At 72.2% G+C, this 19,746-nt stretch carries 21 protein-coding genes, 5 tRNA genes and 1 pseudogene; 14 read left to right on the top strand and 13 right to left on the bottom strand.

The genetic code is table 11. From position 1 onward, the window contains the following. Window positions 1–27 precede the first annotated feature (27 nt). Genes ENC19_RS02500 through bioB form a run of 3 tightly spaced genes read right to left on the bottom strand, consistent with a single transcriptional unit; the run spans window position 28 to window position 1,731 of the window. Window positions 28–534: a GNAT family N-acetyltransferase gene (locus ENC19_RS02500; protein WP_164445968.1), complete on the bottom strand. Its 507-nt coding sequence runs from the start codon at window positions 532–534 to the stop codon at window positions 28–30. Window positions 535–538: 4 nt separating this feature from the next. Further along, on the bottom strand, window positions 539–739 hold the full coding sequence (gene bsaP, locus ENC19_RS02495; protein ID WP_164445506.1) for a biotin synthase auxiliary protein BsaP: 201 nt from the start codon (window positions 737–739) through the stop codon (window positions 539–541). After that, window positions 736–1,731 (bottom strand): biotin synthase BioB, encoded by a 996-nt coding sequence (gene bioB / locus ENC19_RS02490; RefSeq protein ID WP_164445505.1) that lies wholly within the window; start codon window positions 1,729–1,731, stop codon window positions 736–738. Before bioB ends, bsaP begins: the two co-directional genes overlap by 4 nt. Before the next feature lie 179 nt (window positions 1,732–1,910). Between bioB and ENC19_RS02485 the strand changes: the two are divergent. From ENC19_RS02485 to ENC19_RS02465, 5 genes and pseudogenes are all read left to right on the top strand, one after another. Next, window positions 1,911–3,046, top strand: a pseudogene (locus ENC19_RS02485) (8-amino-7-oxononanoate synthase). Beyond that, window positions 3,034–3,771, top strand: coding sequence for a dethiobiotin synthase (gene bioD, locus ENC19_RS02480; RefSeq protein ID WP_164445504.1), 738 nt, complete (start codon window positions 3,034–3,036; stop codon window positions 3,769–3,771). Before ENC19_RS02485 ends, bioD begins: the two are co-directional and overlap by 13 nt. A gap of 57 nt (window positions 3,772–3,828) precedes the next feature. Then, entirely contained in the window at window positions 3,829–5,031 is a 1,203-nt protein-coding gene (locus tag ENC19_RS31235; RefSeq protein ID WP_164445503.1) for a sensor histidine kinase, read from the top strand. After that, complete coding sequence (locus ENC19_RS02470) at window positions 5,028–5,429, top strand: hypothetical protein (protein ID WP_164445502.1); 402 nt, start codon at window positions 5,028–5,030, stop codon at window positions 5,427–5,429. The genes ENC19_RS31235 and ENC19_RS02470 overlap by 4 nt, the downstream gene beginning before the upstream one ends. Next, entirely contained in the window at window positions 5,426–6,103 is a 678-nt protein-coding gene (locus tag ENC19_RS02465; protein WP_164445501.1) for a response regulator, read from the top strand. The genes ENC19_RS02470 and ENC19_RS02465 overlap by 4 nt, the downstream gene beginning before the upstream one ends. Before the next feature lie 20 nt (window positions 6,104–6,123). Here the strand turns inward: ENC19_RS02465 and ENC19_RS02460 are convergent, their stop codons facing one another. From ENC19_RS02460 to ENC19_RS02445, 4 genes are all read right to left on the bottom strand, one after another. Continuing rightward, complete coding sequence (locus ENC19_RS02460; RefSeq protein WP_164445500.1) at window positions 6,124–6,876, bottom strand: ABC transporter permease; 753 nt, start codon at window positions 6,874–6,876, stop codon at window positions 6,124–6,126. Next, window positions 6,873–7,799, bottom strand: a complete 927-nt coding sequence (locus tag ENC19_RS02455; protein WP_164445499.1) for an ATP-binding cassette domain-containing protein — start codon at window positions 7,797–7,799, stop codon at window positions 6,873–6,875. The genes ENC19_RS02460 and ENC19_RS02455 overlap by 4 nt, the downstream gene beginning before the upstream one ends. Window positions 7,800–7,884: 85 nt before the next feature. Further along, the gene (locus ENC19_RS02450) at window positions 7,885–9,063 is read right to left on the bottom strand and encodes a cytochrome P450 (protein WP_164445498.1); all 1,179 of its coding nucleotides are present in this window, start codon (window positions 9,061–9,063) and stop codon (window positions 7,885–7,887) included. A gap of 9 nt (window positions 9,064–9,072) precedes the next feature. Then, window positions 9,073–9,741, bottom strand: a complete 669-nt coding sequence (locus tag ENC19_RS02445; RefSeq protein WP_164445497.1) for a class I SAM-dependent methyltransferase — start codon at window positions 9,739–9,741, stop codon at window positions 9,073–9,075. Between the two features lie 176 nt (window positions 9,742–9,917). On the opposite strand from ENC19_RS02445, the gene ENC19_RS02440 reads away from it, so the two are divergent. Continuing rightward, window positions 9,918–10,820 (top strand): hypothetical protein, encoded by a 903-nt coding sequence (locus ENC19_RS02440; protein WP_164445496.1) that lies wholly within the window; start codon window positions 9,918–9,920, stop codon window positions 10,818–10,820. A 49-nt stretch (window positions 10,821–10,869) separates the two neighbouring features. On the opposite strand, the gene ENC19_RS02435 is transcribed toward ENC19_RS02440, so the two are convergent. Then, window positions 10,870–11,445: a TIGR03086 family metal-binding protein gene (locus tag ENC19_RS02435; RefSeq protein WP_164445495.1), complete on the bottom strand. Its 576-nt coding sequence runs from the start codon at window positions 11,443–11,445 to the stop codon at window positions 10,870–10,872. 90 nt (window positions 11,446–11,535) lie between these two features. Beyond that, a complete protein-coding gene (locus tag ENC19_RS02430) occupies window positions 11,536–12,138 on the bottom strand; it encodes a TetR/AcrR family transcriptional regulator (RefSeq protein ID WP_164445494.1) in 603 nt (200 codons plus the stop codon). Between the two features lie 175 nt (window positions 12,139–12,313). On the opposite strand from ENC19_RS02430, the gene ENC19_RS02425 reads away from it, so the two are divergent. The 5 genes from ENC19_RS02425 (at window position 12,314) to ENC19_RS02405 (ending at window position 14,521) form a co-directional block, all read left to right on the top strand. Beyond that, window positions 12,314–12,386 (top strand) — tRNA-Gly (locus tag ENC19_RS02425). A gap of 34 nt (window positions 12,387–12,420) precedes the next feature. Further along, window positions 12,421–12,491: transfer RNA gene (locus ENC19_RS02420), tRNA-Cys, on the top strand. A gap of 13 nt (window positions 12,492–12,504) precedes the next feature. Beyond that, window positions 12,505–12,579 (top strand) — tRNA-Val (locus ENC19_RS02415). A gap of 128 nt (window positions 12,580–12,707) precedes the next feature. Then, a complete protein-coding gene (locus tag ENC19_RS02410; RefSeq protein WP_164445493.1) occupies window positions 12,708–13,304 on the top strand; it encodes a PadR family transcriptional regulator in 597 nt (198 codons plus the stop codon). After that, window positions 13,301–14,521 carry an FAD-dependent monooxygenase gene (locus tag ENC19_RS02405; RefSeq protein WP_164445492.1) on the top strand — a complete coding sequence of 407 codons (1,221 nt, stop codon included), beginning with the start codon at window positions 13,301–13,303 and terminating at the stop codon, window positions 14,519–14,521. Before ENC19_RS02410 ends, ENC19_RS02405 begins: the two co-directional genes overlap by 4 nt. Before the next feature lie 82 nt (window positions 14,522–14,603). Here the strand turns inward: ENC19_RS02405 and ENC19_RS02400 are convergent, their stop codons facing one another. Beyond that, window positions 14,604–14,843 (bottom strand): DUF6458 family protein, encoded by a 240-nt coding sequence (locus ENC19_RS02400; RefSeq protein ID WP_164445491.1) that lies wholly within the window; start codon window positions 14,841–14,843, stop codon window positions 14,604–14,606. Window positions 14,844–14,995: 152 nt separating this feature from the next. Here ENC19_RS02400 and ENC19_RS02395 point away from each other — a divergent pair. Both ENC19_RS02395 and ENC19_RS02390 read left to right on the top strand, forming a co-directional pair. Beyond that, window positions 14,996–15,068: transfer RNA gene (locus ENC19_RS02395), tRNA-Gly, on the top strand. A 39-nt stretch (window positions 15,069–15,107) separates the two neighbouring features. Beyond that, window positions 15,108–15,182, top strand: a tRNA-Val gene (locus ENC19_RS02390). Window positions 15,183–15,237: 55 nt separating this feature from the next. On the opposite strand, the gene ENC19_RS02385 is transcribed toward ENC19_RS02390, so the two are convergent. Continuing rightward, complete coding sequence (locus ENC19_RS02385) at window positions 15,238–16,185, bottom strand: helix-turn-helix domain-containing protein (RefSeq protein ID WP_164445490.1); 948 nt, start codon at window positions 16,183–16,185, stop codon at window positions 15,238–15,240. A 98-nt stretch (window positions 16,186–16,283) separates the two neighbouring features. Between ENC19_RS02385 and ENC19_RS02380 the strand changes: the two genes are divergently transcribed. Beyond that, window positions 16,284–17,351 (top strand): saccharopine dehydrogenase NADP-binding domain-containing protein, encoded by a 1,068-nt coding sequence (locus ENC19_RS02380; protein ID WP_164445489.1) that lies wholly within the window; start codon window positions 16,284–16,286, stop codon window positions 17,349–17,351. Between the two features lie 110 nt (window positions 17,352–17,461). Here ENC19_RS02380 and ENC19_RS02375 read toward each other — a convergent pair whose 3' ends face one another. Both ENC19_RS02375 and ENC19_RS02370 read right to left on the bottom strand, forming a co-directional pair. Next, a complete protein-coding gene (locus ENC19_RS02375; RefSeq protein WP_235944359.1) occupies window positions 17,462–18,130 on the bottom strand; it encodes a polysaccharide deacetylase family protein in 669 nt (222 codons plus the stop codon). A gap of 94 nt (window positions 18,131–18,224) precedes the next feature. Continuing rightward, entirely contained in the window at window positions 18,225–19,418 is a 1,194-nt protein-coding gene (locus tag ENC19_RS02370; protein WP_164445488.1) for an endo-1,4-beta-xylanase, read from the bottom strand. Window positions 19,419–19,746 lie beyond the last annotated feature (328 nt).

Genomic DNA, 19,746 nt, shown 5'->3' with positions numbered 1-19,746 from the left:
GTTCCTGACGTGGGAACGGCGGGCCGGTCAGTCGCGCAGGTCGTCGGCGAGCAGGTCCATCAGCAGGCCGTCGTGCCAGCGGCCGTCCTCGCCACGTTCGTAGCGGCGCATCACCCCGACCGTCCGGAAACCAACCTTCGCGTACGCGCGGATGGCGGCGGTGTTCGCCGCCGCCGGGTCGATGGTGAAACGGTGATGGCCGTGCACGTCGATCAGGTGCCGGATCAGCACGCGGATGGCGTCCCCGGCGAGCCCGGCGCCGCGTACCGAGGGGTCGAGGAAGATGTCGAGGCCGGCGTGCCGGTAGTCCGGGTCGTCCTCGGCGTGCCACTGGATCGCGCCGATGATCCGGTCGCCGTGCTCGATGGCGTACACCGAGACGCTCTCGTCGGCGAGATCCGCCTCGACGGCCGCGACCAGGTCGTCGCCGCCGCGCCACCAGCGGCGCACCTCGGGTTCGGCGCGGATCCGCGCCAGCGCGGGCACGTCGGCGGCCGTCGCCGATCGTAGGGTCACCGCCGTACCGCGCAGCATCCGCTCAGCTCCGAATTTCACCGTGCTCGACGCAGATCGCCGACCAGCCGACCGGCAGCACCTGCACCTTCATCCGGCGGCGGCACCGGCCGCAGTAACGGGGCGGCTCCAGGGCGCGGGCCGCCGCACACTGCTCGTGTGCGCCGGCCACCGCCGCTTCGCCGCACCTGTCGCACCAGGTCTGACCCGCCACGGCCGCCGTCACAGGGTCGCCGAGAGCGCCTTGACCGGCATCTTCAGCTCGTCGAGCAGCTTGAGGTCGTCGGTGGCGGGCCGGCCGAGGGTGGTCAGGTAGTTGCCGACGATCACGGCGTTGATGCCGCCGAGCAGTCCGTCGCGGGTGCCGAGGTCACCCAGGGTGATCTCCCGGCCGCCCGCGTACCGCAGGATGGTGCGCGGCATGGCCAGCCGGAACGCGGCGATGGCCCGCAGCGCGTCCCTGCCCTCGACCACCGGGCGGTCGCCCAGCGGCGTGCCGGGCCGAGGGTTGAGGAAGTTCAGCGGCACCTCGTGCGGATCCAACTCGGCCAGCTGCGCGGCGAACTCCGCCCGTTGCTCGACGGTCTCACCGAGGCCGAGGATGCCGCCGCAGCAGACCTCCATGCCGGATTCGCGGACCATCCGCAGGGTCTCCCACCGCTCCTCCCAGGAGTGCGTGGTGACCACGTTCGGGAAGTACGAGCGGCAGGTCTCCAGGTTGTGGTTGTAGCGGTGCACCCCCATGTCGACCAGCTCGTCGACCTGGTCCTGGGTGAGCATGCCGAGCGAGGCGGCGACCTGGATGTCGACCTCGGCCCTGATCGCGGCGACGCCCTCACGCATCTGCTTCATCAGCCGGTCGTCCGGACCGCGCACGGCGGCCACGATGCAGAACTCGGTCGCCCCGGTCGCGGCGGTCTGCTTCGCCGCCTTGACCAGCGAGGGGATGTCCAGCCACACCGACCGCACCGGCGAGGTGAACAGGCCGGACTGGGAACAGAAGTGGCAGTCCTCCGGGCAGCCGCCGGTCTTCAGCGACACGATGCCCTCGACCTCGACCTCCGGGCCGCACCAGCGCATCCGCACGTCGTGGGCGAGCTGGAGGGTGGCGGACAGGTGCTCGTCGGGCAGGTTCAGCACGGCGAGGACACCGGCCTCGTCGAGACCGACGCCGTTGTGCAGCACCTGGTCCCGGGCCTGGTCGAGGATCTCTGGCATGGCACGTACCCTACAAGGCCCCTTCGCAGGCGGTAAACGAGCGCGGACGGCGGGCGCGGAGCGGTCTCGGCGTGGTGCGGCGAGCCGCACCACGCCACGCCGGGGCAGGCCCGGCGGGTGGTAACTTCGCCCGGCGGAAGCGCCTGACGGGCGGGAACCGGCGGGGAAGGGACGTGGCGGTGGCGGACTGGCTGGCGGCACTGGACCGCCGCGCCGAGCTGCGGGCGAAGGCGGGGCTGACCCGCCGACTGCATCCCCGCGCCGCCGCGGACGGCGTGATCGACCTGGCTGGCAACGACTACCTGGGTCTGGCCCGGCACCCCGAGGTGGTTGCCGCCGCCGCGCAGGCCCTTTCCGCGTACGGGCTGGGTGCGACCGGCTCACGGCTGGTCCGTGGTTCCACCGATGCGCACCACACGCTTGAGGAAACGCTCGCCGACTGGCTCGGCACCGACCGGTCGCTCGTCTTCTCCTCCGGGTACCTGGCCAACCTCGGTGCGATCCGCGCGCTGGTGCGTCCCCGTACGCTGCTGATCTCCGACGCGCACAACCACGCCTCACTCATCGACGGCTGCCGGATCTCCGGTGCGGAGACGGTGGTGACACCGCACGCCGACGTGGCCGCGGTCGCCGCCGCCCTCGCCGCCGCCCCGGGCCGGCCGGCGGTGGTGGTCACCGAGTCGGTCTTCTCCGTCGACGGTGACCTCGCCCCGCTGGCTCGGCTGCACGCCACCGCCCGCGAACACGGCGCGTTGCTGCTCGTCGACGACGCGCACGCGCTGGGCGTGCTCGGCCCGGACGGTGCCGGCGCGGTGACCGGGGCCGGACTGACCGGCGAACCCGACGTGGTGGTCACCGCGACGCTGTCCAAGGCGCTCGGCGGGGCCGGTGGCGTGGTGGCCGGCCCGGCCGAGTTCGTCCGGCACCTGGTGGAGACCGCGCGGACCTTCATCTACGACACCGCCCTGCCGCCCGTGGTGGCGGCCGGGGTGCGGGCCGCCGTCGGGCTGGCGCGCTCCGGCACCGGCCTGCGCGCCGAGCTGGCCGAGCGGGCCGCCCTGCGGTCGGCCGGCTGCGCGCCGCCGGCCTGGACGTCTCCGCTGCCGACGCCGCCGTCGTCTCGGTCACCGCGCCCAGCCCGGAGGCGGCGACGGCGTGGGCCGCCGCCTGCCGGGACCAGGGGGTGGCGGTCGGCTGTTTCCGCCCGCCCTCCACCCCCGACAGCCGGTCGAGGCTGCGGCTGACGATCAGCGCCGGGGTGCCACGGCGGGACTTCGAACACGCCCTGGAGGTCATCGTGGAATGTGCGCCATGACGGATCAGTGGCGCGGACCGGTGCTGATCACCGGCACCGACACCGAGGTCGGCAAGACGGTGGTCACCGCGGCGATCACGGCCGCGGCGCAGGCGGCCGGGCTACGGGTCGCGGTGGTCAAACCAGGCCAGACCGGTACGGCGACCGGCGATCCCGCCGACGTCGAGACGGTCACCCGGCTGGCCGCCCCGATGACCGGCCGTACGCTCGCCAGCTTCCCGGACCCGCTCGCGCCGCTGGCCGCCGCCCGGGTGGCCGAGCTGCCACCGTTGGAGCTGTACAACGCGGTGGACGCGGTGCGGGACGAGGCCGACAAGCACGATCTGGTGCTGGTCGAGGGGGCGGGCGGACTGCTCGTACCGATGGGCCTGCGGCCCTCCGGTGAGCCGTGGACGGTCGCCGACCTGGCCGTGTCGCTCGGCGCCGCGGCGGTGGTGGTGGCCCGGGCCGGCCTGGGCACCCTCAACCACACCGCGCTCACCCTGGAGGCCCTCGAACGGCGGGCCGTACCGGCGGGCGTGGTGATCGGCGCCTGGCCGGCCGAGCCGGAACTGGTGCACTGGGCGAACCTCAGCGACCTGCTGCCGAATCTGCTCGGCGCCCTGCCGGCCGGCGCCGGAGCGATGGACCCGGGAGTGTTCCGGCGTTCGGCGCCGGGCTGGCTCACCCCGGCGCTGTACGGCGTCCTCGACGACTGGCGCGCCTGGGCCGACGAGACCACCTGAGCCCCCCGCCGACCTGCTGACTTTCGTCAGTGCCGACCTCGGCCGGGGGTGGGTAGCGTGACCGCTGTGCACAAGAGGTGGCGTGACCTGCTGCTCTGGGCGGTGCTGGCCGCGCCGTTCGGGTACGTCGGTGCCACTCCGCCGCACTCCCGCGACGCAGTGGTGTCGCTGCTCATCGGCCTGGGCGGGGTCGGTGTCGCGGTCGCGGTCAGCCGGCGGCTGCCGCTTGTCGCCCTGCTCGTGGTGGTGCTCGGCACGCTGCTCGACGGGAACTTCGTCTTCGCCATCCCGGTGTTCAGCTACCTGGCTGGCCGACGCAGCTCCCGTACGCGGCCGGTGGCCGCGGTCTTCGCGCTGATCGCGGCCGGTGGCACGGTGCTCAACCTCGGGCTGCTCGGCACCGGCATGGCCACCTGGTTTCTGCTCGCCACGGTGCTGCTGTTCGCGGGCGTCTTTCCCTGGCTGATCGGCAGGTACCGGCGGCAGCAGGCAGCGCTTGTCGACGCCGGTCGCCGCTACGAGCAGGCTCGCACACAAGAGCGCCTGGGTGCCGCGGAACGGATCCGGTTGCGCGAGCGGGCCCGCATCGCGCGAGAGATGCACGACTCGCTCGGGCACTCGCTGAGCCTGATCGCGCTGCGTGCCGCCGCACTGGAACTCGCCGACGGACTCGATCCCCGGCACCGCGCAGCCGCCGGGGAGGTACGGGCCAGCGTGGCCGAGGCCACCGAGCGGTTGCACGGGATCATCGGGGTGCTTCGTGAGGAGAGCGCACCGGTCACCACCCGTCCCGCCGGGGAGGACATCGCCGACCTGGTCGAGGGCGCGCGGGAGGCCGGCATGGCGGTGCGACTGGACCTACGGAGCATGTCGCCGAACCCGGATGAGGTGCCGTCGGGCCGGTTGGACGCACCGCCGGCCCTGCCGGAGTTGACGTGGCACGCCGCGTACGGGTTGGTCCGCGAGGCGCTGACGAACGCCGCCCGGTACGCGCCCGGAGCCGAGGTGACGGTCAGGCTGGTCCGGCGGGGTGACGGCGTGGTAATGGAGGTGGTCAACGAGCCACCGCCGGCCGGTCCGCTGCCGGGGCCGCCCGCCACCGGCTCCGGCCTGCTCGCCCTGGCCGAACGGGTCCGGCTCGCCGGTGGCTCGCTCAGCGCCGGGGCATGCCCGCAGGGCGGGTTTGCCGTCCGAGCCCGGTTACCCGTATCTGACCCCGCCACCGACGTTGACGCCGCGCGCGCGCCTGGTCCGACGTGATCGACCTGCCCGACCCGGCTGATCCGCCCGACCCGGCTCCGGCCGGCTCGGCTGCTGCCGGCGGTCACCCGGTCGGCGCGGCAGCCCGCCGGCAGGTCCGGCGCAGCCTGCTGGTGGCGCTCGGCGCACCGGTCGGCCTCACGCTGGCACTGTCGCTGATCTACTACCCGGTCGCCACCGTCGGCACGGTGCTGGACCGGAACACCTTCGAGAAACTACCGGTGGGTGTGGCCCGGGGCGACCTGGTTGGTCTGCCGCCCCGGCAGGTCGACCGGCCTGCCGGGGCCCGGCCGGACTGCGAGTACTACACCGACGGCAACTTCCCGTTGGCCCAGCCGACGTGGCGGTTGTGCTTCGTCGACGGGCGGCTGGTCAGCAAGGAGCGGGTGGACGAATGACAAGTGTTCCAGTGGCGCCGGTACGGGTGCTGTTGGCCGACGACGAGGCGATGATCCGGGCCGGCGTTCGGGCGATCCTGGCCACCGACCCCGGCATCGAGGTCGTCGCCGAGGCCGGCGACGGCCGGACGGCTGTGGAACTGGTCCGGGCCCACCGGCCTCGGCTGGCCCTGCTGGACATCCGGATGCCGAAGCTGGACGGGCTCGCCGCCGCCGCCGAGATTCGCCGGTCGGTGCCGCAGACGGCCACCATCATGCTCACCACGTTCGGCGAGGACGACCATGTGGCGCGGGCGCTGGGGCACGGGGCCAGCGGCTTCCTGCTCAAGTCCGGCGACCCGCGGGAACTCATCGCCGGGGTGCACGCGGTAGCCGGTGGCGGCGCGTACCTGTCCCCGACTGTGGCTCGCCGGGTGATCGAGTTGGGCGGCGACCGGGTCGCCCGCCGACCGTTGGCCCGGGATCGGCTGGCCGGGCTGACCACCCGGGAACGGGAGGTACTGGCGCTGGTCGGGGCGGGACTGTCCAACGCCGAGATCGCCAGCCGGTTGTATCTGGTCGAGGGCACCGTGAAGACCTACCTGACGAGCATCTTCACCCGGCTTGAGGTACGTAACCGGGTGCAGGCGGCGATCCTCGCGTACGAGGCGGGGCTGGTTGAATCGGTCGAATAGGACCAGCCCCGCCTCACCTCTCACGCGTCGCGTCTGTGCAGCGCCGCTCGGCCGGCCAGCAGCGCCACGGCGGCCCAGCCGGCGAGCAGCAACAGTGCGACCACCGGCGGGTACGGTTGCCCGTCGCCGGCCAGGAGGTGTTTGCCGGCCTCGCCCGGAAGGGCGTCGGCGATCCGGTGCAGCGCGTTGATGTCCGGCTCGCGCAACGACACCGGCACGATCATCAGAACCGCGAGGAGCACCGTCAAGGTCAGCACGGCGCTGCGCAGCACGGCGCCGAGGCCGAGCGCGAGGACACCGATCAACGCCAGGTAGGCGGCCAGGGCGACGACGTCGCGGAGAGTGCCGGCCGCCGGGACGGCTCCCCATTCACCGAGCACCGGCGAAGCGACGAGGGCACCGGCCCCGCCGAGCAGCAAGCCGAGCCCGAAGGTCACGGCCGCTGTCACGGCCGCCTTGGCCAGCAGTAGGCGACCCCGCGACGGCGTGCACTGCAAGGTGGTGCGGATCGTCCCGGTGGTGAACTCGCTGGTGATCATGAGTAGGCCGAGGGCGAGCACGGCGTACTGGACCAGTTCCAGCGAGTCGACAAGTACGGTCCCCACCGGAACCACCCCGGCGTCGTCGCTCGGATCGTCGTTGGTGTTGCCGTTGGCGACGTAGATCGCCAGCTGCCCGGCGGCGGCGGCCATCAGCACCACCGAGGCGAGCACCGTCCACCAGGTGCTGCGTACCGTCCGGAGTTTGGTCCACTCCGCGCGGATCGTTGTCATGCCGCACCTCCCGCGCCGGCCGGGTACTCGACGTGGTCGGCGGTCAGGGCCATGAAGGCCCGCTCCAGGGATGCCTCCTGCGCGGCCAACTCGTGCAGCGGTACCCCGAGCTCGTACGCCAGCTCGCCGATCCGCTCGACGGTGCTGCCGGTGACGGTCAGCTCGTCAGTTTCGCCGGACTCGACAACTGCACCGGCTGCGGTCAGCCGATCGGCGAGGGCCGCCAGCCCGGCCGGTCGCGGGCTGCGAACTCGTACGGCCAGTCCGCTGCCGGTGATCACCTGGGCAGTGGGCGCGTCGGCGATCAGTCGGCCCTGGCCGAGCACCACCAACCAGTCAGCGGTCTGCTGCATCTCGCTCATCAGGTGGCTGGAGATCAGCACGGTCCGGCCCTCGGCGGCCAGGGACCGGCTGAGCTGCCGGATCCAGCGCACCCCGTCCGGATCGAGGCCGTTGACCGGTTCGTCGAACATCAGCACCGGCGGGTCGCCGAGCAGGGCACCGGCAATGCCGAGCCGCTGACCCATGCCGAGGGAGAGCGCGCGTGCCGGCTTCGCCGCCGCCCGATCGTCAAGCCCGACGGTGGCGAGCACCTCGTCCACCCGGCGTTTCGGTATGCCGTTGCTGGCGGCCATCGCGAACAGGTGGGCCCGGCCGGAACGGGCGGGATGCAGGGCCCGCGCGTCCAGCAGCGCACCGATCTCGTGCAGTGGCCGGCGCAGCTCGCGGTACGGCCGCCCACCGATCAGCGCCTGGCCGGCGGTGGGCCGGTCCAGTCCCAGGATCAGCCGCATGGTGGTCGACTTGCCGGCGCCGTTCGGCCCGAGGAAGCCGGTGACCCGGCCGGGACCGATGTCGACGGTCAGTTCATCGACAGCGGTGGTCTCCCCGAACCGCTTGGTCAACGCACGTAACGTAATCATGCCGGGACGGTAGGTCGGTGACGATGTGGCCCACCGTGCCCGAAAGGCAGCACCCGGCCCTGACTTTCGTCAACTCCCGCCCGGGTCAGCGGCGGACGACGAAGGCGTCGGGCATCCGGAAGGTGAGATTGTCGGGATAGTGGGGTGGGCGTACCACACGTACCCCGGACAGCAGCGGTACGGCCTCGCGCACCAGCGTGGCGGCTTCCATCCGGGCGAGTTGGTCGCCGACGCAGCGGTGCGCGCCCGCCCCGAAGGCCAGGTGCCGGCGCGACCCGCGTTGCCCCGGGCGGAACTCGTCCGGCGACTGCACGACCTCCGGGTCCCGTCCGGCTCGGGCCAGCCACAACACCACACTGGTGCCCGCCGGCACCCCCGTCCCGCCCAGCGTGGTGTCCACGGCGGCGACCCGCCGCCAGGTGACGATCGGCGGTTCCAGCCGCAGCCCCTCCTCGACCACGTCGGCGACGTCGACCGAGCCTTCGCGCAGCCCGGCGAGCACCGTCGGCTCGCCGGTGAGTCGGTGCAGCAGCAGGGTGAGGAACTGCGAGGTGGTCTCCTGTCCGGCGACCAGCAGAAAGAACAGCGCACCGACGACCACGTCGGGCGGGTGTCCGGCGGCGCGCAGGGACGCGACCAGGCCGTCACCGGTGGTGGCGAACTCCCGCAGCAGTCGGTGGAAACGCCCCACCTCGGCGGCGAGCACCTGCTGCCGGTCGACGTCCAGCGGCGCCCAGAAGAGTTCCAGCGCCGCGCGGGCGAACTCCTTCACCGCCGCGACGGGCGCGTCGGGCAGGTCGACCAGCCGGGCCAGGACCAGCAGCGGCAGATCGGCGGCGAGACCCGCGTGCAGGTCGACCGGCGCGCCGGTGTCCAGGGCGGCGGTCAGCCCGGCGACCCGCTGCCGGACCAGCGTGGCCAGCCAGTCCCGTTGGGCGGCCACCCGTGTCGGATGCAGCGCCTCGGCGACCAGGGCGCGGATCTCCGGGTGGGTGGCACCACCGTTGTTGGCCAGCGTCGGCGGCAGCCGGAACCGGTGGGCGGCGAGCACCCGCAGCGCGGCCACCGGCATCGGGGTCACCGCGTCCAGTGCGTTGTCGGGTCGGAACGTCGTGGGGTCGGTGAGCACCTGCCGGACCAGAGCGTGCCGGGTCACCAGCAGATGCTCGACACCCACGTGGTCGGCCACCCGGGCCACGTCGGGCCAGTGGGCGGGGCCGACCCCGGTACCGGCCGGGGCCCGTTCCCAGCTGCGGAACAGCACGGCGTCACGCTAGTCGGCCGCCGTCGGGCGCCCGGCGCGCAACCGCCACACCGTGGTGCGCTTCACGCGTACGCTCTCCAGCGCCTCGCTGACCGGCACGTCGTAGGCGGCGAGTTCGTCGAAGCGTTCCCGGGGCAGGAAGGCCCGGCCCGGGTCGCCGACCAGCACCGACGCCCCGGCCCGGGTGGCCCGCAGCAGGAACCGCAGCACCCGGTTGGCCATCGCCTCGCTGTAGAAGACGTCGCCGGCCAGGACCACCTCGGCGTCGTGGGCGTCGCCGTCGAGGATGTCGCCGAGTTCGGCGTCGACGCGTACCCCGTTGGCCTCGGCGTTGAGCGCGACGGCCGCGACGGCCAGTTCGTCGATCTCCACGGCGCGGACGGCGGCCGCGCCGGCCCGGGCGGCGGCGATGGCCACCAGGCCGGAGCCGGAGGCCAGGTCGAGCACCCGGCGGCCGGCGACCGTCTCCGGGTGGTCGGTGACGTAGCGCGCCAGGCCCTGGCCGCCGGCCCAGGCGAAGGCCCAGAACGGCGGCGGCCGGTCGCTGCGGAACTCACCCTCGGTCAGCTCCCACAACCCGATCGGCTCGTCCGCCTGGTGCAACCGCACCTCGGGTACGAAGGCGACGGGCGTGAGCCGGGCGTGCAGCCGGACGAAGGCGGCGGAGAGCGCGGACATCCGGTGATTGTCCACCGTCGCCGTGTTCGGCGTGTCGCGGGTGATCCGTAGGCGGTTCAATACCGTACGTGAAATCGGGCATCTTGCTTCACGGTACGTGCGAACACGCCCGTCTACCGGGTGGCTTCCCGCGCTCCTAGCGTTGCCAATGGAGGCGACCAACGGGAGGACGGATCGTGAAGAGGCTGTGGCGTCACACGCTACGGATCGGGGTGGCACTGGCATGTCTCACCGGGGTGGACTTCGCCATGGCCGCGCCGGCGCACGCGGCGTTCGCCACCGAACTCGGCGGCCTGCCGGACCAGTTCACCGCCGGTGGGCGGGTGGCGACGGTCTCCGCTGTGGTGTCCCGCGACGACCAGGGCGACTGCATCAAGGTGCGCTGGTCGTTGGTGCTGGGTGTGCAGGGGTTGCGACTGGACCAGGTGCGGGTGGACCGGATCGAGGAGACCGGTTCGTTCCCGGTGGAGGTGCGCGCCGAGGGCGACGCGGCCCGGCTGACCGACCGTCAGCTCGACCCGGGCACGCTCTGCCCGGGGCGTACGGTCACCGCGCAGTACCGGATCGCGTTCGACCGGGAGGTCGATCGGGGGCGGGTGAGCCTCGCCGCCGAGGCGTACGACCGTAATCTGCGGTTGCTGTCCCGCCAGACCGCGACCCGCGAGGTGGTGGGTCGGGGCGGCCAGGCCCGTCCCACGACCGCGCCACCCACCCCGTCGCAGGTGCCGACGGAGGACCCGACGGAGGACCCGACCGAGGTGCCGACGGTGGATCCGACCGAGGAGGAGAGCGTTCCCGCCGACGACGCGGGGTACGCGGGTGGGGCGGCCGAGCCGCCGGACGCCGACGCCGCCGGAAACCAGGCCGGCAGCGGGCTGGGTCTGACCGAGGTGGCCTTCCTCCTCGGTGGTCTGCTGCTCTTCCTCGGGGTGGGCCTGCTGCTGCGGTTGCGGCAGCTGACCCGGGAGCCGGAGCCGGCGGTCGATGTCGGCGGTCCGACGCCCGGGCACTGGGAACGACGGCCGGACCCGCGGAGCCGGTGGCGGACGGTACCCCGAGACGACGGTTACCTGAGTTGATCCGGGCCACGGTGGGCACGGTCGCGAACCGGCCCACCGTGGCGTCACGTCACGGGGCCCAGTCCGGGTTCCGCCCGAAGGCGGCGAGGAGGCGGTCCTGTTCGCCGGCCCCGGCGGGCAGCTCGACCTCGGGTTCGACGAGCCCGTCGCGCCGGTAGTCGGCGACGTGGCGGGAGTACCAGCGGGCCGCCTCGGCCACCGCGTCGGCGTCCATCGTGGGGTCCGCGCCGATCGCCACCGCGAGGTCCCAGCCGTGCACCAGATGTTCGGCCAGCAGCTGGTGCAGGTACTCCTCGGCGGAGGTGTCGCCGGCCGACAGGTGCACGGTCCGGTCCAGCGCGCCCGGGCTGGTGGCGGCGACCTCGGCCTGCGCCGCGGCCTCGCGGGCGGCCTCGATCGGGTCGGTGCCGAGCTGGTCGCCGTCGTAGCGGTCACCGACCTCGTCGATGGTGCGCCCGGCGAGCAGCGGCACGCTCCAGCGTTCCTCGCTGACCACGTGGTTGACAAGTGTGCGGACGTCCCAGCCGGGGCAGGGGGTGGCGGCCGACCATTGGCCGGGGTGCACCTGTTCCACCCGGTCGGTGAACTCGGCCAGGCTGCGCCGGTATGTCTTCAGCAGCTCCATCTCGCCCTTGTTCCCGTCGGCGGCGCGGGTAACCCGCCGGATTCGGTGGCGCGAGTAACCGTCGGCTGCCCGGCCGCCGACCGCGCCTGCCTATTCCAGCTGCTCGGGATCGAGCCCGAGTTCGCGGGCGGTCACCAGGCGTACCCATTCGGCGAACTGTCGGCGGGAGATCACCCGGTCGTGCACCGCGAGCTGCACCGCCAGGCCGTCCATCACGGCGCTGATCCGCCAGGCGGCCCCGGCCGGGTCGGCGCAGACGAAGCTGCCCTCCCGGACCCCGTCGGCGATCACCGTGGCGAGGTCCTGCCGCCACCGTAGGTCCAGCTTGCGGGAGACCTTCTCCAACTCGGGGGTACGCAGCGACTCCGCCCAGCCGTCGATCCACATGGACCAGGAGGTGGCACGCCCGGCCGGGGTGTAGAGGCGCAGGATGCGACGGAGCTTGGTCAGCGGCGGGGCGCTCGAGCGGGTGACCGCGTCGAGCCGGGCCAGATCCTGCTCGACCGCGTACGCGAAGGCCTGGGCGAGCAGCCGCTCCTTGGTGGCAAAGTGGTAGAAGACAAGTGCCTGGCTCACCCCGGCGGCCTGCGCCACATCAGCCGTGCGGGTGTTGGCCAACCCGCGCTGCCCGATCACGTCACATGCGGTGCGGAGCAGGGCATCCAGGCGGATTTCCGCCGCACGTCTCGTCACGTCCGTCACCGTATCCGATCGAAACGGATACGGCCGGTCACCAAACCCCTGTTGATCCGGCTTGCGACAGTCGGAAGCCGGACAGTTCCGGACTCGCCGGGACGGGAGCCCGATTTGGCATCCGATCCGCCGCTCGGCTAGAGTTCTCATCCGTCACCGGGTACGCCCGGGGCGTGCGGACGTAGCGCAGCTGGTAGCGCATCACCTTGCCAAGGTGAGGGTCGCGGGTTCGAATCCCGTCGTCCGCTCGGAGCTGCCGCCACGCGTGACGGGGGCAACCTCGGTGGGGTGGCCGAGAGGCGAGGCAACGGCCTGCAAAGCCGTGTACGCGGGTTCAAATCCCGTCCCCACCTCGGTGAACAGCAAGGGCGATTGGCGCAGTGGGAGCGCGCTTCCTTGACACGGAAGAGGTCACTGGTTCAAACCCAGTATCGCCCACCAGCAGATGAAAGCCCGCTACCGGAGATCCGGTAGCGGGCTTTTCGCATTCTCTCCGGCATGCCGCCTCGGCGGCGGCTTGACGGTTCAATAGTCAGTGCTGGATAGTCAGTCCTGACTAAGGAGTGCTGGTGGAGCGACGTCGGAGAGTGCCCAACCCGCTGGCCCTGGCCGTGCTGGCCTGGCTGATGTGGGAGCCGATGCACCCCTACGAGCTGGGTCGACGGCTCAAGCAGACCGGTCAGGACAAGCTCATCCGGTACACCCGCAGCTCCCTCTACATGGTCATCGAGCAACTCGCCCGGGCCGGTTTCGTCGCCGCGCAGGAGACGGTCCGGGACAGCGCCCGGCCCGAACGGACGGTGTACGCGATCACCGACGAGGGCCGGCACGAGGTGCACGACTGGCTGCGTTCCCTGCTGGCCCAGCCCCGCCAGGAGCATCCGCACTTCGCCGTCGCGCTGTCGCTGCTCAGCCTGCTTCCGCCCGACGAGGCGGTCGAGGTGCTGCGCCGCCGGTCGGCGGCGCTCGCCGGTCGGATCGAGGAGACCCGCACGACCATCGACGAGGCGCGCGCCGACGGTGTCGGGTGGATCTTCCTGGTCGAGGAGCAGTACGCGCTCGCGCTGCTGGAGGCGGAGCGCCGGTTCGTCACCGATCTGATCGAGTCCCTCAAGCAACCGGACTACGCGAAGTCCTGGCAGGAGACCATGGGAGGTCGCGCATGACAGCCGCTCGAACCGCGCTGGTGATCGGCGGCGGGATCGCCGGTCCGGTGACCGCGATGGCGCTACGTCGCGCCGGCATCGAGGCCACCGTCCACGAGGCGTACCCGTCGACGACCGAGGGGAGCGGGGTCACCCTGACCCTCGCGCCGAACGGACTGGCCGCGCTGCGCCTGGTCGATGCCGAGCGACCCGTCCAGCGTGTCGGCCTACCCATGCGACGCACCGTGGTCACCGACGGTCGCGGGGGCCGCATCGGTGCCTTCCCGCACGTGGCGGTGGAACCGGTCACGCTCGGGCTGTGGCGCGACGACCTGGCCCGGGTGCTGCGCGAATGCGCCGAGGCGCAGGGCGTGCGGATCGCGTACGGCAAACGGTTGGTCGACGCCGAGCAGCACGGTGACGGCGTCCTCGCCCGGTTCGCCGACGGCTCCACGGCCAGCGCCGACGTGCTGGTCGGCGCGGATGGCGTCCGGTCCCGGGTGCGTACGCTCATCGACCCGCAGGCGCCCGGGCCGCAGGTGCTGCCACTGCTGAACCTCGGCGGCGCGGCCCGGTACGCGGTGCCCGACGCCGACCCGGAGGCGATGTACTTCGTCTTCGGATCTCGGGCCTTCTTCGGCTACTGGGTGCAGCCCGACGGCCGCACCGCCTGGTTCGCGAACGTGCCGGACCGCCGACCGACCAGCTACGCCGAGGCGAGCCGGATCCCCCGACCGCAGTGGTTGCACCGGCTCCGCGAGGTGTTCGCCGACGACGTGCCGGCCCGGCAGGTGCTCGCCCACACCGAGCCGGACGACCTGGTGGCCATCGGATCGATCGAGAGCATGCCGTCGGTGCCGCGTTGGCACGGCGGTCGGCTGGTGCTGGTGGGTGACGCGGTGCACGCGCCGTCGCCCAGTTCCGGCCAGGGTGCGTCACTGGCCGTGGAGAGCGCCGTGCAACTGGCCCGCTGTCTGCGCGACCATACCGAGGTACCCGACGCGTTCGACGCGTACGAGCGGCTGCGTCGGGTGCGGGTGGAGAAGGTGCTCCGGCGGGGCCGGCAGACGACCTCCACGAAGACGGTCGGCCCGGTCGCGAAACGGATGATGCGGATCATGATGCCGCTGGCGTTGCGTACCTTCCTCAACCCGGAGCGGACGCTCGGCCCGGAGCAGCGCTACCGGATCGACTGGGACGCGCCGGTCACCACGGAACTGGCCGCCGGCCGCTCCTGAGTCGACGAGCCGCGCCTAGGGCCGGGCCGCGCCGACGCGTGGCGGTGGCGGCCACCGGACGGTGACCGCCACCGCCTGCCGGTCACATCGGCGGCGCGACGTCCCGCCGCTCCTCGACCCGGCGGTACTCCACCGGCTCGTCCGTGGCGGCCGGCTGACGACGGCGGTTCCAGACGAGCGTGGTCAGGATCAGACCGAGCACGCCGGCGGCCATCAGGATCCAGCCGACCACGTCAATGTCGAGCCCGCCGATGCTGGCGTTGACCGCGAAGGTGAGGATGGCGCCGAGCGCCAAGAGAAAGATGCTGGTGCCGATACCCATGACAGCCTCCTTTGTCCGGGGGTGCGGTGTGCTGTCGGGAGAGGTCTGTACCCGGGTCGGGAGCGGCGCAATCACCGGCTGCCGGGGGCGGCGTCTCCAGCGATCTTGTCATCGGGTACAGTTGGCCCGTTCCCGGCGCTTGTCGGGAGCAGGCGGACGTAGCGCAGCTGGTAGCGCATCACCTTGCCAAGGTGAGGGTCGCGGGTTCGAATCCCGTCGTCCGCTCGCGGTCCGGCCACACCTGCGGGTGTCGCCGGTCTCCACGGGCGATTGGCGCAGTGGGAGCGCGCTTCCTTGACACGGAAGAGGTCACTGGTTCAAACCCAGTATCGCCCACCATCCTTCGCGTAGCGCCGCAGAGCCGCGACGGCGAAGTTCCGGGCGGGCAGCCGGTTCAGGCTCGGAAGGTCCGCCGATAGGTGTCCGGTGGCACGCCGATGGTGCGGTGGAAATGCCGGCGCAGCGTGGTCGCCGTGCCCATCCCGGCCGCCGACGCGATGATGTCGATGCTGTCGTCGGTGCTTTCCAGCAGTTCCTGTGCGCGACGGATCCGCTGCGTCAGCAGCCACTGCAGCGGGGTCGTACCGGTCACCGAGCGGAACTGGCGGGTCAGCTGGCGGGAGCTGAGGTTCGCCCGGCGGGCCAGGTCCTCGACGGTGAGCGGCTGGTCCAGCCGGTGCATGACCCAGGGGAGCAGTTCGGTCAGGGGGTGGCCGTCCCGGGCGGGCACCGGCGTGCTGACGAACTGGGCCTGACCACCGGCCCGGTGCGGCGGCACGACCAGGCGGCGGGCGACCACGTTGGCGATCGCCGGGCCGTGATCGCGGCGGACCAGATGCAGGCACAGGTCCATGGCCGCGGCCTTGCCGGCGGAGGTGAGCACCCGGCCGTTGTCGACGTAGAGCACGTCCGGGTCGACCGTCACCCTCGGATAGCGCGCGGCGAGATCCCGGGTGTGGGCCCAGTGCGTGGTCGCCCGCCGCCCGTCCAGCAGGCCGGCGGCGGCCAGCACGAACACGCCCGTGCAGAGGGAGACCACCCGCGCACCCGATTCGTACGCCGTACGCACCGCCTCGACCAGGACGGCGGGTGGTTCCTCGGCGACGTCGGCCAGGGCGGGCACGATCACGGTGTCGGCGGCTGCCAACCGGTCGAGCCCGTGGTCCGGCTCCAGCCGGAACCGGCCGACGCGGACGGGATGCGTGCCGCACACCCGGACGTCGTACCAGGGAACGGGCACGGCGTCCGGGGCGGCGCCGAAGACCTCGTAGGCCAGCGCCAGTTCGAAGTGCAGCATCCCGTCGGTGGCGGCGATCGCGACGGAGCGTGGGGCGACGCTCATGTCGGGAATTGTATGGGTCGTGTCGTTCCAGACACTCGCACTGTCGCGTCGACCCCGCCAGAGTCTGCCCAGAAGATTGCGTCGAGGAGGAGGCAGGCATGGCAGCGGGGCGAGAGGTGGCGGTGTTCGGCGCGTACGGGCACACCGGCCGGTTCGTGGTGGCGGAGTTGGGCGAGCGCGGGTACGTGCCGCTGCTGCTCGGCCGCGACCAGGACAAGCTGCTGGCGTTGGCGCGGACCCGACCGGGGCTGGTGACGCGGCAGGCGTCGATCGACGATCCGACCTCCCTCGACCGCGCGCTGCGCGGCGCGACCGCTGTGATCAACTGTGCCGGGCCGTTCGCCTCGACCGCGGCCGCGCTGGTGACGGCGGCGCTGCGCGCCGGCATCCCGTACGTCGACGTGGCGGCGGAGATCGAGGCCAACCTCGACACGTTCCGGCACTTCGCGGCGCCGGCCCACGCCGCGGGCGTCGCGGTGGTCCCGGCGATGGCCTTCTTCGGCGGTCTCGGCGACCTGCTGGTCACCACCATCCTGGACGGCGCGACGGCGGCGGACGAGGTGCACATCGCCTACGGCCTGAGCAATTGGCAGCCCACCCCCGGAACGCGCGCCGCTGGCGCGGTGTCGGCACGGCGCCGCGGCCACCGCCGGGTCCGCTACACAGGCGGGCAACTGGAGTACCACGACGACGCGCTACCGACCCTGGAGTGGCCCTTCCCGGCTCCGCTCGGCCCGCGACCCGTCATCGGAGAGTTCACCATGGCAGATGTCGTCACCGTGCCCAGCCACCTGGCCGTCCCTCGGGTGTGTACCTACATGGCCGCCGCGGCGGCGGCGGACCTGTCCGCTCCGGACGCCCCGGCGCCGACCGCCGTCGACGAGCGCGGCCGATCCGCGCAGACCTTCCTGGTCGACGTCCTCGTCCGGGCCGGTGGTACGCACCGGCGCCTGGCGGCGACGGGTCAGGACATCTACGCGATAAGCGCGCCGCTCGCGGTGGAGGCCGTCGACCGCATCCTCACCGGCCGGACCAGAGCCGTCGGCGTAGCCTCGGCGGGCGCGATGTTCGACGCGCCGGATTTTCTCTCCGCCCTGTCCCCGGACCTGTCGCTGCACGTGCCGCTCGACGCCGGGCTCGCGTCGGAATTGTCCCACCTACGCTGATCGCAGGCCGGGCGGTCGGGTGCCGTCGGGTGCGGACGGTCATCCGGACCGACGTTTCGCGCAGCGCCTCCGGTGCACGCCGGCCGGGGCGATGGCCGGGTCGGCGATCCTCAGCGGCCGTCGGCGCTGGTGGGCAGGGCGAAGCGCCAACCATCCGCGTGCAGGGCGGGAATGGCGCGGTCGACGGCGTCGACGGTCTGGCTGCGGTCGCCGCCGCCGTCGTGCAACAGCACCACGGCGCCCGGTGCGACGCCCTCGACGAGACGCCGCAGCAGTTCGTCCGTGCCGGGTGGTTCCCAGTCCGTGACGGCGAGCCGCCAGCCCATCGGTCGCATCCCGAGTGCCGTGGCCACCCCGGGCGTCTGGCCCCAGGCACCGTACGGTGCCCGGAAGTAGGGGACTCGGACGTGGGGGACCGCGTGCCGGATGACCGCGTTGGTCTCCAGCAGGTCCGAGGCGATCCGGCCGGCGGCCCAGGACCCCATGTCGTCGTGGTGCATGCTGTGGTTGCCCAGCGCGTGCCCGGCCGTGACGATCCGGCGGACCAGCTCGGGGTGCTCGATGACCCGGTCGCCCTGAAGGAAGAAGACCGCCCGCACGTGGTGGGCGGCCAGGACGTCGAGCAGGTGCGGGGTGTGCTCCGGGTGCGGTCCGTCGTCGAAGGTGAGGCACATGACCCGGTCGGTGCCGATCACCTCGGTGGGCCGTACCGGCGGCGGTCCGACGCCCAACCCGGGCGCGGCACGCGGGGTACGCAGGGGCTGCATGGTGGACGACATCGGTCGGACCTTCCGCTGGTGGGCCGTGTGGGGCGCTCGGCGCCCCACACGGCCCGCTGGTGGTGGATGGCTGGTCCGCCCGCCGCGACGAGGATCAGCGGCGGGGCTTGGGTGCGATGCGGGGCAGGACGAACGGCGGGCCGGCGAGGATCAGGTCAGACTTGATCTCGTGGTAGGCCAGCTTGGGCTGGTAGTTCTCGTCCATGATGGTGGCCAGGCCCTCCGGCGGGTCGTCGAACCAGCCGGGCACCCAGGAGTGCTTGTCGCTGAAGCCCCAGACGGTGTACGAGAGGCAGCTGCGGACGAGCAGGCAGGCCTTCATCAGCACGCTGTGGTTGGCCGCCGACGCCTGCAACCTGGGGTTGATCTCCTCGGAGTTGCCGGCCTGGACCGCCTCGGTCATCTGGCTGCGGACGTCGACCTCGGTGAACGCGGTCGCCACGCCGAGCGAGGTGAACTTCTTCAGCGCCTCGGTCACCTGGAAGGTGTTGAAGTTGCCGTACTGGGTGCCGAGGTGGCCCTGCGCGCCGACGCCGTCGATCGGTACGCCCTGGGCGCGCAGCCGCTTGACCATGTCGTAGACGAACTGGGTCTTGTCGTCGGCCGGGTTGCCGGAGCCGAACGCCTCGATGTTGTAGTCGTTGTAGAACAACAGCGCCCTGGGGTCGGCGGCGCGGGCCCACCGGAACGCGTCAGCGATGTAGCCGGGCCCGAGGTTCTCGGCCCAGAAACCCTTGTAGTGCAGGGTCGGCGGAGTGTCCCAGGGGTCGCTGACCGCCTCGTTGACGACGTCCCACTGCCAGATCTTGCCCTTGTAGCGCTTGACCACCGTGGTGATGTGCTTGCGCAGCAGCTCGCGTAGCTCCTGCTTGCTGATGGAGCCGTCGGCGACGCCTTCGGTCAGCCACTGCGGCAACTGGTTGTGCCAGACGAGCACGTGACCCCGTACGCTCTGGCGGTTGCGCTTGGCGAAGTTGACGAGCTGGTCGGCCGCCTCCCAGTCGTAGCTGCCCCGGGTGGGTTCGAGGCTCTCCCACTTCATGGCGTTCTCCGCGGTGACCGAGACGAACTCGGACGCGGCGATCTTGCGATATTCCGGGTCGGCGGTGTCGTTGAGGGCGTCCGCGCTGACCGCGGTGCCGATCTGCAGGCCGTGGCGTAGGCCGAGGGCACCCAGGGTCTGTGCGGTCGGGTCGTACGGCCGGCCGGCCGTGGCCGGCACCATGTTCAATGTCGCTGCGGTCGCGACGGCGACCGCACCGACGGCCATCCACCGTCTCAACTTCATCTGCATTCCTCTCGATCTTCGATCGACGTGTGTCGATCATGAAGTGCCGGGTCGGACCGGTGCTGAGCAGGTTGGCAGCGCTGGGCGGCGCTCTGGCCGGACATGCAGGTGCCGGAAAGGGCGCCGATACTTTTCCGAATTTCGATCGGTAACTTGGCCGAAACGTTAGGGCCATCGATGCGCGCAGTCAACCACGAAGACTTCCGGAAGTCGGCCGTGTGCACTGCTGGAACGTCCGGTTTACAACCGGAAACTTCCGGATCCAACTCCGGCTAACCGACTCGGCTGAGCCCCCGCCGCCCCCGGAAGTAGCCGGGCCGGCTCGCTC

This window comes from Verrucosispora sioxanthis, from assembly GCF_010560025.1.
GTDB classification, from domain to species: Bacteria; Actinomycetota; Actinomycetes; order Mycobacteriales; family Micromonosporaceae; genus Micromonospora; species Micromonospora palythoicola.
Note: the sequence above shows the minus strand (reverse complement) of the source record. Positions and strands in the feature narration are given on the sequence as shown.